Source organism: Lichenicoccus sp. (genome assembly GCF_965276875.1).
Classification (GTDB): domain Bacteria; phylum Pseudomonadota; class Alphaproteobacteria; order Acetobacterales; family Acetobacteraceae; genus Lichenicoccus.
This window is the reverse complement of the sequence record NZ_OZ255701.1, coordinates 1,499,364-1,512,103: the sequence shown is the minus strand read 5'-3', so window position 1 is coordinate 1,512,103 and position 12,740 is coordinate 1,499,364. Positions and strand designations below refer to the sequence as shown.

Genomic DNA, 12,740 nt, shown 5'->3' with positions numbered 1-12,740 from the left:
GGCCTTCGCACGCGCTCCGGCGCACACAGGCAGGTTGGCGCACCCGGAAAGACTCGAACTTCCAACCCCCAGATTCGTAGTCTGGTGCTCTATCCAATTGAGCTACGGGTGCCGCGGCGGAGCGGGGGATAGCGCATGGGGTTGGCCCGTGCAAGTCCCGCATGCCTCAGCCGCCCGGGCGCCGTAGTTGGATCTCGGCGCGGCACGCGGGCGTGCCGTAGAGCCCGACAATGGCGTGGCCTTGCGGATGGCCCTCGAACACCATGGGAAACGGCTTGTGATTGGCCCCCGGCAACTCAAGCTGCGCATGCAGCCGGGTTTGGCCAGGAACCCTCATGCCCTGCAGGATCAACACGCCGTCCGCCGGCGCGAAGCTCAGATGATGCCCGTCGATCACCAGCGTCGAGCTTCGCGTATTCGGGCACGTCCCCTGCAGCGTGTGCAAGGTGCCGATCCAGTGCCCACGCAGGTCACGAGCCTGCGCGATGATGCTGCCACCTAGCAGGAACGCCAACGCCGCCAGCCAACGCAAGGCGCGCTTTCGTGTGGTGCTTTGCATATCGAACCCTAGCCGCGCGTCGCGGCTTTGACCAAGCTTGCATGCTGCCCACCTGCCGTGCTGCAAGCCAGCTTGGCACCGAGAGGCATCCGTCGATGAGCAAACAGCTGGAAGAGGCCCTGCACGAGGACCGGGTGCTGATCCTGGATTTCGGCAGCCAGGTCACGCAGTTGATCGCCAGGCGCGTGCGCGAGAGCGGCGTCTATTGCGAGATCTGGCCCTATACGGCCAGCATCGAGCGCATACGCGGCTACGCGCCACGCGGCATCATTCTCTCCGGCGGCCCGTCCAGCGTGCCCGAGGCGGGCTCACCCCGGGCGCCCGACGCAGTGTTCGCCCTGGGCGTGCCGGTGCTGGGCATCTGCTATGGCCAGCAGGTAATGTGCCAGCAGCTCGGCGGCGAGGTGCTGGCATCCGAGCACCGCGAGTTCGGACGCGCGCATGTCGAGATCATCGAGGATTGCGCCTTGCTGCGCGGCACTTGGCAGCCCGGCCATCGCGAACAGGTCTGGATGAGCCACGGCGACCGCGTCACCCGTCTGCCGCCGGGCTTTCGCGCGGTCGGTGTCAGCGAAGGCGCCCCCTTTGCCATCATCGCCGACGAGGCACGCCGCTTCTATGGCGTGCAGTTCCATCCCGAGGTCGTCCACACCCCGCATGGCGCGGCCCTGCTGCGCAACTTCACCCATGCCGTCGCCGGCTGCCGCGGCGCCTGGACCATGGCGGGCTTTCGCGACATGGAGATCGCCCGTATCCGCGAGCGTGTAGGCGCCGCGCGGGTGATCTGCGGCCTCTCCGGCGGCGTGGATTCGTCGGTTGCCGCAGTGCTGATCCATGCCGCCATCGGCGAGCAGCTCACCTGCATCTTTGTCGATCACGGTCTGCTTCGTGCCGGCGAGGCCGACGAGGTCGTGCAGACCTTCCGCAGCCGCTTCAACATCAGGCTCGTCCACCGCGACGCGAGTGCGCTGTTCCTGGCGGCGCTGGAAGGGGTCAGCGACCCCGAGACCAAGCGCAAGACCATCGGCCGGCTGTTCGTCGAGGTGTTCGACGAGGAGGCGGGCAAGCTCGGCGGTGCCGACTTCCTGGCCCAGGGGACGCTCTACCCGGACGTGATCGAGAGCGTAAGCGTCACCGGCGGCCCGTCGGTGACGATCAAGTCGCACCATAATGTCGGCGGCCTGCCGGCGCGCATGCGCATGAAGCTGCTCGAGCCGCTGCGCGAGCTGTTCAAGGACGAAGTCCGTGCGCTCGGACGCGAACTCGGCATTCCGCATAGCATCGTCGGGCGGCATCCGTTCCCGGGCCCGGGTCTTGCGATCCGCATCCCCGGCACAGTCACAGCTGAAAGCCTCGACCTGTTGCGACGCGTCGACACGATCTTCCTCGAGGAAATCCGTGCCGCTGGTCTCTATGACGCAATCTGGCAGGCGTTCGCGGTGCTGCTGCCGGTCCGCACCGTGGGCGTCATGGGCGATAGCCGCACCTATGATCAGGCCTGCGCCTTGCGCGCCGTGACCAGCACCGACGGCATGACCGCGGACGTGTTCCCGTTTGACATGGGCTTCCTCAACCGCACCGCCGCCCGCATCGTCAATGAGGTGCGCGGCATCAACCGCGTCACCTACGACATCACCTCCAAGCCGCCGGGCACGATCGAGTGGGAGTGACGGATCGAATACCGCACCGCACCGCAGCGTAGGCTGGCGTAGTTTGGTGTGGCTTCAGCCAGATGGCCGCGCCCAAGAGCATAAGCGAATGCACCGTGACCGACGCGCCGGCGAATCAGCAATATCACCGCCAGCGGGCGCTAGGTACTTTCTTCCCGCGGGAGTGTTTTGAGTTGCTGTGCCGACAAGGGAACGAAGTGCCGCGATGCTTCGTATTAACTGTCACCGTCGGCAACAAGCTGATGGACGTCTTATGAAGGATGACCGATATGTTCGTGCATCACAAGGAAACTATCGTGCCGGTGAATGTCGGCACACCGGACGCGCGATTCGGGCAGTTCCTGCTGGAGCAGTTCGGCGGCGCCACCGGGGAATTGACCGCGGCCCTGCAATACTGGGTGCAGTCGTTCCACGTCACCAATCCGGGTATCCGCGATATGCTCCAGGACATCGCAATGGAGGAGTTCAGCCATCTCGAGATGGTCGGCAAGCTCATCGTCCAGCATACCGCCAAGCTCAACCAGACCGCCGTCTATGACGCGCCACTCTTTCAGATGAAGGGTGTTGGACCGCATCTCGTGGACAGCCAAGGCTCCGCCTGGACTGGCACCTATGTGCAGGAAGGCGGCAATGTGGTGCGCGACCTGCGCGCCAACATCGCCTCGGAGGCGGGCGCGCGGCAGACCTACGAGGCTCTGATCAATCGCTGCACGGACGAGGGCACCAAGCATGCGCTCGTCCATCTGCTGACACGCGAAATCACCCATGCCCGGATGTTCATGAAGGCGCTGGATTCGATGGGCAAGCTCGACGACCCGTTCTTCGGCACGATACAACCCGACGACACCGTCGACATCGTGTTCAACCTGTCGCATGGCGACGACCATCGCGGGCCCTGGAACGAGGCGCCGTTCCAGTATGTCGAAAACCCGCAGCCGAAGGGTGATATCCCGCCGTCGCCGATCAACCCTGACGATGAGAAGGCTTCGCCGGCCGGCTCTCGTTGAACCAGCGATGGAACCACGCAAGCGTGCGGCGCCGCTCGTCTAGGCGGTCCGCCTGCTTGCGGAAGCCATGGCCCTCGCCGGCATAGACGACGAAGCTTACCGGGACGCCAAGTGTCGCCATTGCCTGGTAGAATTCCTGACTTTGCGGCATCGGACATTCGACGTCTTGCGCGCCGACGGTAATCAGCATCGGCGTGCGCACGCCCATCATGTGGGTGATCGGCGAGGCGCGGAGTTGCGGGCCGGGATCGTTGTAGACCAGGGTGCCGAAGCTCGGATCGGGAGCGTCCGCCGTCATTTGCGGCGCCTCCCCCTGAATTGAGAGCCAGTCCGAGACGCCGGCATGGGCGGCGGCGGCGGCGAACCGGTGCGTCTGAGTAATCGCCCACATCGCCATGTAGCCGCCATAGCTGCCGCCAAGGATGCCGAGCCGACTGTCATCGACCGGGGTCGCGCGCTCGGCCGCATCCACTCCAGCCATGATGTCGCGGAAGTCGCCGCCGCCGTAATCATGGATGTCGGCGGCGGAGAACGCCTCGCCCTGGCCGAAGCTGCCGCGATAGTTCGGCTCGAATACATCATAGCCGGCGGCGAGCAGAGCGCGATCGTCGCCGCGTGGCGACAGGTAGTCCGGCGTCACCGCCGCCTGTGGGCCGCCATGCACGTTGACCAGAAGCGGACGCTTGCCAGGCGGCAGCGGCGAAGGTGTCAGCAGCCAGCCCTGCACGTCCAAGCCGCCGCTCTTCCAGGTGAGGTTTGAGGCGTGGTAGGGCGCGGTTTGCGCGGCATTGAGGTGGCTGATGTCGTGCCAGTCGCCGATCGTGCCGGTCGCGAGTTCCGGCGCCTCGGTAAAGCTCTGTCGCACCGCCGCGGTGTGGCCGCCCGCGCAGGCCAGGCCCAGGTTCCAGCCGCCGGCGGAGACGTCCTGTTCGCCGGACCACAGCGTATGCGGCGGCTGCCCGGGCGCCAGGGACAGGAATTCGGCACGCGGCCCGGCCAGCGCCGCCGCGGTGAGGCCGCCGCCGCACTGCCAGTCGAGCGTGGTAATCGTCGCATGCAGCCCGGCGGTGAGGTCGACCGGTGTCGCACCCGGACCGCTCAGGTTCAGCAGGTAGGCGTCGCCGCCGTTCGAGCCAAAATCGCTCATCCAGCCGGCGATGTAGGCGACCGCGTGTCCGTCGGGGGAGACCACCGGGTCGGCGAGTTGCTGGTGGGTGCCATCAGGTGCGTGCAGCACGCGCACCCTGCCGTCCAGGCCCACGCCGATCAGCTTGGCGACCCACCATTGCGTGTCGCCGTCGCCGAGCGCCGCGGTGGCGACGAAGCCATGCACATCCGGACGCCAGGCGAATTCGTAAATGAACAGGCCGGCGGGCGAGACCATGCGCAGGGCCCCGTGCCGCAACACGGCAATCCGCTGCTCGTCGGGATCGCTGCCGATCACGCCGACCAGCGGTGCCGCGGGCTCGGTGGCGCCGACCTGCTTGTGTGGATGCGGGGTCGCCAGCACCGCTAGCCGATTGTCGGGGCCATAACGCAGCGTGCCAAGCGCGCCGGCGAAGCGGACCAGCCGGAGCGGCATCCCGCCGCCCGCGGCCACCGTGTAGATCGCGGCGTCCGAGGTCACCGTGTTGTTGACGACAAAGGCGAGGCGGCTGCCGTCATGGTTCCAACTCGGCGAGGATGGCACGCAACTGGGCCCGGCGCCACACGGTAGCGCGACGATCTGGGCCCCACCCGAGCCTGTGCGAAGCACCAGGTGGCGCGGCGGCGTGGCGTCACCTGAATCGTCGCTTTCAATACTGGCGACATGACGCCCGTCGGGAGCGATCGCGACGCTGTGGAACGCGTGCAACGGCGGCATCATGGCGCGCGCGTTCGCAGTCAGCGACAGCGCGCAGAGGCTCAAGGCGAGGACAGGGAGTTTTTGCATGGGGTGTGCGCTACAGGGCGCAAACACGCCGCGCAAGCAGGTCCAGGCCAACCTCGCTCAGGTCGGGAGCGTCGAGGCTCGTGGGCCAGGGCAGTCCGCGTGAGAGGAAGCCGGTGGCGAGCCCGGCCGCGCGGGCGCCGTGCAGATCCCACGGGTGGGCGGCGATCATCAGTATCGCGCCGCATTCAAGGTGCAGGTGCTCCGCCATCATGCGGTAGACCTCTGCCCGCGGCTTTGGCAGGCCGACCGTATCAATGGAGAGCACTTCCGCAAAATGCATGCGGATGCCGCCGCGTTCGAGCAGCCGTTCGGTCGCGGCCTGGCTGCCGTTGCTCAAGGCGGCGCAGGTCAGGCCCTGGCTTGCAAACCGATCGAGTGCGGCTGCCGCCTCCGGGTCGACATCGAGCTCGCCCATGCCGGCGAGGATCGCCTGCACGCGCGGACCGTCCTGGCGCAGATGATGGCGGGCCAGTAGATGGTGCAGGTTGTCTTCCAGGACCTTGATCATCGGCGCCGTGCGACGGGTCACGGCGAGTGCGAACAGGTCGCGCAGGCTGGCGGCGAACCAGGACTCCAGCGCGTGCGCGGGCAGCCCGGCGTCGATCAGGCGGCCGCGCTGACTCTCCAGCGAGAACAACGTGCCGATAACGTCAAAGACGATAGCGCGGGGTTGTGTCAGGCTGGTCATGGCGCCGGCTCCCTGCTGAACTATGCCGAACCCATGGAGGCTCGCATGATCACCTTCTATTACCATCCGTCGCCCAACCCGGCGAAGGTCGCCCTGTTCCTCGAGGAGGCCGGTCTCGACTACACGCTCGTCCCGGTCGATACCCGCCGCGGCGAGCAGTTCAGCCCGGACTTCCTTGCGATCAATCCCAACGGCAAGACGCCAGCACTCACCGACGACGACGTGACATTGTTCGACAGCAACGCCATCCTGCTCTATCTCGCGGAAAAGACCGGGTTGTTCCTATCCGATGACAACGCAGCCGCGCGCGGGCAGATGCTGTCGTGGCTGATGTTCGTCGCCACCGGAATTGGTCCGTATTCCGGCCAGGCCGTGCATTTCAGGCATTTCGCGCCCGAGCCGAAAGCCTATGCGGTCAACCGCTACATGTTCGAGGCGAAACGGCATTTTGGCATCCTCGATACGCGGCTCGCGGCAGACGAATACATGCTCGGCGCACGTTACACGATCGTGGACATGGCGGTGTGGGGCTGGGCGCGGGCGGCTCCGTTCATTTTCGGCGAGCAGGCCTGGTCCGAGTTTCCCAACGTCAAGCGCCTGCTCGACCTTGTCAATGCGCGCCCGGCGGCCACACGGGCGGAGGCGCTGAAGAGCCGCCACGACTACAAGTTCGAGATGGACGACGAGGCGCGTCGGGTGATGTTCCCGCAGAACGCCACCTTGGAGGCCGGCTGACCCGCGAGTGCGCTTCCTTACCGCAGAATGATCTCGACACGACGGTTCTGCGGCTCGCGTACGCCGGCCAGCGTGGCGACCAGCGGACGGGTTTCGCCAAAACCCTCAATGGCAATTTCGTCCTGCGGTACGCCGTCACGAACCAGCTCGCCTGCGACCACGCGCGCGCGACGCAGCGATAGTCTCTGGTTGTAGGGCGGCGTGCCGCTGCGATCGGCGTTACCCTGCACCTCTATGCGGGTGGTATGCACCTCGTTGGCGGCCGTGGCGGCCGCGGCGACGATCTGGCGCGCGCGGTCCGAGAGGTCGGCGCGGTCCCAATCAAAGAACACGATATAGGTGCGCACAGGCTGGACGGGGCTGGTGGGTGGCGCCACCGGCACCGGCGAGGCCGGCGGCGGGTAGCTGAACGCGTAGCGCACGGCAAATGCCACGATGCTGTGGTTGAAGTTATCGCGCTCGGTAAACTGGGTGCGCCCGGCGATTCCTGGCGCGAAATACTGTGCCGGCGAAACGCGGTTCGCGGCAACCCCGGTGAAACGGTACTCGGCGGTGAGAGCCAATCCAGGAATCGCGTCGATTGGAACGGCCAAGCCGACAATGGCTTGGTAGGCGACGTTGCCGTCGGCACCGGTGCTTCTGATCAAGAGCTGGTCGGGGCTGGAGATGCGCAGACCCTGATTGTGTGACCGCAGGTAGCCGATGCCAGCGCCGAGATAGGGCGTGATGCCGAACGGCAGTGCGCCAAATCCGAAGAGAGTGGGGTCAACGTCGTATATGGCGTTGACAAAGCCGCCATATTTTTCTTCGGCACCTTGCGCCGACGCGGGCCTCTCGGCATTTCCGCCAATCTGTCCGACGCTCGACAGAGTATTGCGGAAATAGTCCCCCTCGATCTCAAGCCGCACTCCATTGCCAAGGCCGTAGCCAACGCTCGCCATGGTGCGGAACCCGGGGTCAAATCGCAGGCTCGTCGCACTCGGGCCGATGCCGGATGCCGCGACGCCCGAAAACCGCGCCTGTTCGTCCTGCAGAAAATTGACCCCGGCGCCGAGCCCGACATACACCCCGCTAATTGGCTGAGCTTGAGCGGCCAGAGGCGCCAACAAGCCCGCCGCCAGACACGTCGCGTGCAGCTTCATGTGCAACCTTCCAATGGTGGTGCGCAGGTGCGGGGAATAGCCATGCATGACCACTACACGGACAGGGCAGCGGGGTTCGCAGGTGCGCCCATCGACCCGCGCATTCCTCTTTGCTGTTGCAACGCGGGCACAGCGACTTATTATGACAGCGTCGGTCGGCGGCTTGGCTTGCACCATGGATGCCCCCACATCTCCCACGGTCAGGCATCGTCCGCCATCATTGTTGAAACTTGCAAGCCGTTGCAGCATTAGGCGGCCTGTAAACATGCGGTAACGTCAGGAATTGCAGTGCACGTTTCAAGCGCAGGCAAGTCTTCGGACAACTTGGACGCACATTCCCTGTTGCTGAATAGTGTTCTCAGCGGCAGCGACGCAATCCTGATCGGTGAGGGTAGCGAGGCGGACGTGTTGCTGGAGTCGGTGGCGACCTGCCTGGCCGGTCTGCGTAGTCGTATACTCCGGGCTGCCGAGGTTTTGCCGGGCAGTCTTCGCACGCCCAGCCCACCCAAAACAGACTTTCCGGACGACCAATCTCTGATCCGGGACTATCAGGCGCTTACGGTACTTGACCAGACGTGCGACCGCATCGTGTTGTTGGTCAGCGATGCGCATCTCCTGCTGCGTTCTGCCCTACGCTACATTCAATTTGTAAGCCGCTCCGGCCCCCGATTACAGCTTATCTTCTGTGGGTCAGATAAGTTGTTTGATTTACTGAAGGTCGATGAATTTGCCTGGCTTCGGGCACGATTAATGGCCGGCTTGATCGTCACTGTGCCGGCAGCGTCGGTCAAGACAACAGCCGGGCCGCGATCCAGCTTGCCAAGACCAACCTTCGTCGCGAGCATGTCTTCCCGAAAGCTGCGGCTTGCCGCACTGGCGTTGCTTGTCGCAGGCGGTGCATCATATCTAGAGCTGTGCCTGCAGAGCGGCACCGAGACTGGATCGCTGACAAGCGGGCCGGCACCCATCCAGCCGGCACCGCCGCAGCGAATGGCGATGGTGACGCAACATCGTGGGGGCCTCACCTCTCGCGTGACCGCGGTAACGAGTCCTGCGACACCGAACGCCGCAGTTCTGCATCCGTCTGCCCTCGCCGGCGAAGTGGGCCCAGCATTGCTTGCGAGCCGGATCTTGACGCCATCATCCATGACAGCATCAAAGCGTCTCGCTACGGCGTGGCCGCGGGCGCAAATCGGCTCATTGAGTCTTGCTGGCCAAGGTAATCCCGCAGAGGCATCCAACGCGGTGGACGCAGTTCTCAACCAGTCGCCGACCACGCTGCGGCCGCCGATCCAACGGGCGCCAACAAAGCAAGTCTCCCATGGTTTTGCCTCTCACCCGGACTTGGCGGTGAGCCTTGCAGCGAAAGCTGCGGCCCAACATCAGGCTGCCTTGACCGGCAACGCGCCAGGCCCTGAGCAGAAGTTGTCATCGAGCCTTTCCGCAAGGCCACCCGTTCCGGTGCACCTCAAACTTGCAATGGCTCTGCCGCCCGTCAAAGCCGGCGTGCTCCGGTCCGAGCCGAAATTGCGGCGGCCGCAGCCTGTGCGCACGGCGGCAATGGCGCAAGCTACCCTTGCGCACCGACGCAAACCAGTCAGGGAGCAGGTTGTGTCGTTACCCACCAAGGATGACATGGTGGCCCCTCAGCCCGCCTCAACTTCGGGCAATGGTCCGCACCGCTATATCGGCTCATACACCACCGATGCAGACGGCGTCCGCATGTTCCATTTGGATCCGTAGTCTTCGCGGCTAGATCCAGTGCGCCGGGACCCACACCGACGTCTGATTTGTTTGCTTCCAGTAGCCATCCTGCCACAATGTACCATGGCCCGCGCGCTTTACCCACTCACCCGAAATCCAAATGTAGCGGCTATTGTTCCAGTCGTAATGACCGGGCTGCCAGATCAGGACGTAAGGAGATTTCGGCGGCGCCGGAACGCGCTCCGCCCGAATTGGCGGTACCGGCGAATGATCCGTGTAGAGGGGACCGCAACCTTCAAGAAGGAACAGACACAGCGCCAGCATGATCTTTCCGCAGTTCATGCAAGCTGCCTGGACTCGACGCACTGAATGGCGGCCGTGAATACGTCGTTATAAAATGACGGCCCATAAGAAGAATTGAGCCGGGTGTACATCTTGAAAGCGCCTCGCTGTTGAATGGACTACCTTGCTCTTACGGAAGCTTGGATGCACGGGTCCTTTGGATGAGCGAGAGCTCGTCTGCGACGACTCCGGAGAGTGCTGAGTGTAACCCGAAGCTGTTTGAGTTTGCACGTGTCGAAAGGCGTGGGGGTGTCGCAGGCTTGAGCTTCCACGCACAAACAGCTGCCCAGCCAGTGACCGCACGGGCTAACCCTCGGCGAGCTGTCGCGCCTGGACGAGATCGGCGACGAAGGCGGCATATTCGCGCGCCTTCGCCGCCTCGTCGGGCAGGCGCAGCAGGTATGAGGGATGCACAGTCACCAGCCCGCTGGTGCCGGCCAGTGGGATCGGGCGGCCGCGCTCGCGCGAGATGGTCACCGCGCGTCCGAGCACGGCGCGCGCGGCGGTGGCCCCCAGCATCACCAGCAGTCTCGGCGCGACGCTGCGCCGCTCCGCTTCCAGCCAGCCGGCGCAGGCGACGATCTCAGCTGTCTCCGGCTTCTGGTGGATGCGCCGCTTGCCGCGCGGCTCGAACTTGAAATGCTTGACCGCATTGGTGACGTAGACTCCCTGCCGGTCGATCCCGGCCTCGCGCAGGGCCCGGTCCAGCACCTGTCCGGCCGGTCCCACGAACGGTCGCCCGGCAAGGTCCTCCTGGTCGCCCGGCTGCTCGCCGACCAGCATCATCCGCGCATCCGCGGGTCCCTCGCCGAACACGGTCTGCGTCGCCGGCTGCCACAGCGCGCAGCGTCGGCAGGATGCGGCCTCTTCGGCCAAGGCCGCAAGCGGCGTCGGTGGGGTCATCGGGTGCTGCTCCAGCATGGTTTGGGTGCGCGCTTCGGCACCGCGGATGAGATCCGGAATGGCGGCTGCTTCCGGCAGGTTGCGCCAGTATTTTCGCGGCATCTCCGAGGTCATCGCCGAGATTTTGAGCCGCGCCGGATTGAAGATCGCGCCGAAATAGGCCTGCCAATAGGTCGCGAGTGCGTCGTCATCGGGAACCTCGGCGGGATCGGCACCCGGGCCGAAGCTGGAGGCGTCGCCGGTCCAGTGCAGGCTGCGATAGGGCGTCAGGATCGTGAACATCATGTTGGAGAAGCGCCGGATGAAGAAATCCGCGTTGGCCTCGACGATGAAGTGCGCAGGTTCGAACCAGGCGACATAGCGGCTGCCCGCGTCCGAAGTCACCTCGCGAAAGCGCAGGAACGCCCGCATCTTGTGGGTGTCGCGCTGGACCGATTGCGCAAGTCGCAACGCGCGATCGAGCTGCGGGTCGGCGGTGTCCTGCATGATCGCGCGTTCGCCCTGACGCACCCGCCAGATCAGCCCGTAGAGCAACGCGAATCGCTGCGGGTCGGACGACTGGATCACGGTCTGCGCCAACTCGACCAATGGCCTGGGGACCGCAAAGGCGGAAGCGGGTGCCAACTCCGGTGCCAGCGGGGTGGAGGCGAACAGATCGTCCGGCGCGCCCACCGACCAGATCACGTCCTGCGGCGGCACGCCGCCCATGGCCAGCGTCCGGGCGGCTGTGCGCCACCCCTCTAGATCGACCTCATGGGCCAGCACGACCGTCCTCATCCGCGCTCAAAGCAAGGCGAGCTGGATTGGTTTCGCCAGGGTGGTGTCACGCGGGGTATGGCCGACAGCGACGATGAAGGGGGCGACCGCGTTGAGCGACAGCCGCAGCCGCGCGAGATCGTCCATGCGCAGCCGCCGATGGCGCCGCGAGGCGATGATCCGATCCACTGATTTGACGCCGATACCCGGCACCCGCAGCAGCATCTCACGGTCGGCGCGGTTGACGTCGACGGGGAACCGCTCGCGGTGGAGCAGTGCCCAGGCGAGCTTCGGATCGCGTTCGAGGCCGAGATTGCCGGCAGCGTCGGTCGCGAGTTCCTCCACATCGAAGCCGTAGAAGCGCAGCAGCCAATCGGCCTGGTAGAGCCGGTGCTCGCGCAGCAGCGGTGCCGGGCGTGGCGGCAGGGCGGCCGAGGCGTCCGGGATCGGCGAGAAGGCGGAGTAGTACACTCGTCGCAGCTTGTAGGCGCCATACAGGTCGGTGCTGGCGCGCAGGATGGTTCGGTCCGGGCTGGTGTCGGCGCCAACGATCATCTGTGTGGATTGCCCGGCGGGGGCGAAGCGGGGCGGTGCCGCGCGACCCGGGGCGGTCTTCTCGCGCGCCGCGTCGATGCCCAGCCGGATCCGCCCCATCGAGCGTCGGATGCCGGCCATGTCCTTCTCCGGCGCGAGGGTCGAGAGTCCGTGCGCCGTCGGCAGCTCGACATTGATCGACAGCCGGTCGGCCCAGCGGCCCGCCTCGGCAAGCAGCAGCGGGTCCGCCTCCGGGATCGTCTTGAGGTGGATATAGCCGCGAAACCCATGCTCCTGGCGCAGGGTGCGGGCGACTAGGGTGACCTGCTCCATGGTGTAGTCTGGCGAGCGGATGATGCCCGACGAGAGGAACAGCCCTTCGATGCAGTTGCGCCGGTAGAAGCCCAGGGTCAGCCGGACCACCTCGGCCACCGTGAAGCGGGCGCGCCGCACGTTCGAGGAGGCACGGTTGATGCAATAGGCGCACTCATACAGGCAGGAATTGGTCAGCAGCAGCTTCAGCAGCGAAATGCAGCGGCCGTCCGGCGCATAGGCATGGCAGATGCCCATGCCCTCGGTCGAGCCGATCGCCGCCTTGTCGCCGAGGCTGTCGCGTCGTTCGGTGCCGCTGGACGCGCAGGAGGCATCGTACTTCGCGGCGTCGGCCAGGATTTCGAGTTTCTTGAGGAGCTCCACACGTGCTATGTTCTTGTATTGTTCCGGAAATCGCAAGGTCCGAATTGTGACAGTCTCGACAGTGCCAAACC

11 protein-coding genes and 1 tRNA gene are annotated in these 12,740 nt (G+C 65.4%); 4 read left to right on the top strand and 8 right to left on the bottom strand.

The features are described from left to right. Positions 1-35: 35 nt before the first annotated feature. Both ACQY4K_RS07335 and ACQY4K_RS07330 read right to left on the bottom strand, forming a co-directional pair. A tRNA-Arg gene (locus ACQY4K_RS07335) sits at positions 36-112 on the bottom strand. 54 nt (positions 113-166) lie between these two features. After that, the gene (locus tag ACQY4K_RS07330; RefSeq protein ID WP_428394763.1) at positions 167-559 is read right to left on the bottom strand and encodes a hypothetical protein; all 393 of its coding nucleotides are present in this window, start codon (positions 557-559) and stop codon (positions 167-169) included. A 95-nt stretch (positions 560-654) separates the two neighbouring features. On the opposite strand from ACQY4K_RS07330, the gene guaA reads away from it, so the two are divergent. Continuing rightward, a complete protein-coding gene (gene guaA, locus ACQY4K_RS07325; RefSeq protein ID WP_428394762.1) occupies positions 655-2,229 on the top strand; it encodes a glutamine-hydrolyzing GMP synthase in 1,575 nt (524 codons plus the stop codon). Between the two features lie 260 nt (positions 2,230-2,489). Then, complete coding sequence (locus ACQY4K_RS07320) at positions 2,490-3,236, top strand: manganese catalase family protein (protein WP_428394760.1); 747 nt, start codon at positions 2,490-2,492, stop codon at positions 3,234-3,236. Here the strand turns inward: ACQY4K_RS07320 and ACQY4K_RS07315 are convergent. Continuing rightward, complete coding sequence (locus tag ACQY4K_RS07315; protein WP_428394758.1) at positions 3,193-5,169, bottom strand: prolyl oligopeptidase family serine peptidase; 1,977 nt, start codon at positions 5,167-5,169, stop codon at positions 3,193-3,195. The genes ACQY4K_RS07320 and ACQY4K_RS07315 overlap by 44 nt on opposite strands. Before the next feature lie 10 nt (positions 5,170-5,179). Next, entirely contained in the window at positions 5,180-5,857 is a 678-nt protein-coding gene (locus ACQY4K_RS07310) for a haloacid dehalogenase type II (protein ID WP_428394756.1), read from the bottom strand. 45 nt (positions 5,858-5,902) lie between these two features. Between ACQY4K_RS07310 and ACQY4K_RS07305 the strand changes: the two genes are divergently transcribed. Next, the gene (locus tag ACQY4K_RS07305) at positions 5,903-6,592 is read left to right on the top strand and encodes a glutathione S-transferase family protein (RefSeq protein WP_428394754.1); all 690 of its coding nucleotides are present in this window, start codon (positions 5,903-5,905) and stop codon (positions 6,590-6,592) included. A gap of 17 nt (positions 6,593-6,609) precedes the next feature. On the opposite strand, the gene ACQY4K_RS07300 is transcribed toward ACQY4K_RS07305, so the two are convergent. Further along, entirely contained in the window at positions 6,610-7,911 is a 1,302-nt protein-coding gene (locus ACQY4K_RS07300; protein ID WP_428394752.1) for an OmpA family protein, read from the bottom strand. Positions 7,912-8,022: 111 nt separating this feature from the next. On the opposite strand from ACQY4K_RS07300, the gene ACQY4K_RS07295 reads away from it, so the two are divergent. Beyond that, positions 8,023-9,477, top strand: a complete 1,455-nt coding sequence (locus ACQY4K_RS07295) for a hypothetical protein (RefSeq protein ID WP_428394750.1) — start codon at positions 8,023-8,025, stop codon at positions 9,475-9,477. A gap of 9 nt (positions 9,478-9,486) precedes the next feature. On the opposite strand, the gene ACQY4K_RS07290 is transcribed toward ACQY4K_RS07295, so the two are convergent. The 3 genes from ACQY4K_RS07290 to ACQY4K_RS07280 form a co-directional block, all read right to left on the bottom strand. Beyond that, a complete protein-coding gene (locus ACQY4K_RS07290) occupies positions 9,487-9,780 on the bottom strand; it encodes a hypothetical protein (protein WP_428394748.1) in 294 nt (97 codons plus the stop codon). A gap of 306 nt (positions 9,781-10,086) precedes the next feature. After that, on the bottom strand, positions 10,087-11,460 hold the full coding sequence (locus tag ACQY4K_RS07285) for a UdgX family uracil-DNA binding protein (RefSeq protein ID WP_428394746.1): 1,374 nt from the start codon (positions 11,458-11,460) through the stop codon (positions 10,087-10,089). 6 nt (positions 11,461-11,466) lie between these two features. Next, positions 11,467-12,669, bottom strand: a complete 1,203-nt coding sequence (locus ACQY4K_RS07280) for a putative DNA modification/repair radical SAM protein (RefSeq protein WP_428394744.1) — start codon at positions 12,667-12,669, stop codon at positions 11,467-11,469. Positions 12,670-12,740: the final 71 nt, after the last annotated feature.

Coding starts and splice junctions, on each gene's coding strand:
- ACQY4K_RS07290 (WP_428394748.1), bottom strand. CDS start 9,780: ATGAACTGCGGAAAGATCATGCTGGCGCTGTGTCTGTTCCTTCTTGAA.
- ACQY4K_RS07320 (WP_428394760.1), top strand. CDS start 2,490: ATGACCGATATGTTCGTGCATCACAAGGAAACTATCGTGCCGGTGAAT.
- ACQY4K_RS07330 (WP_428394763.1), bottom strand. CDS start 559: ATGCAAAGCACCACACGAAAGCGCGCCTTGCGTTGGCTGGCGGCGTTG.
- guaA (WP_428394762.1), top strand. CDS start 655: ATGAGCAAACAGCTGGAAGAGGCCCTGCACGAGGACCGGGTGCTGATC.
- ACQY4K_RS07315 (WP_428394758.1), bottom strand. CDS start 5,169: ATGCAAAAACTCCCTGTCCTCGCCTTGAGCCTCTGCGCGCTGTCGCTG.
- ACQY4K_RS07285 (WP_428394746.1), bottom strand. CDS start 11,460: ATGAGGACGGTCGTGCTGGCCCATGAGGTCGATCTAGAGGGGTGGCGC.
- ACQY4K_RS07305 (WP_428394754.1), top strand. CDS start 5,903: ATGATCACCTTCTATTACCATCCGTCGCCCAACCCGGCGAAGGTCGCC.
- ACQY4K_RS07310 (WP_428394756.1), bottom strand. CDS start 5,857: ATGACCAGCCTGACACAACCCCGCGCTATCGTCTTTGACGTTATCGGC.
- ACQY4K_RS07300 (WP_428394752.1), bottom strand. CDS start 7,911: ATGGTGCAAGCCAAGCCGCCGACCGACGCTGTCATAATAAGTCGCTGT.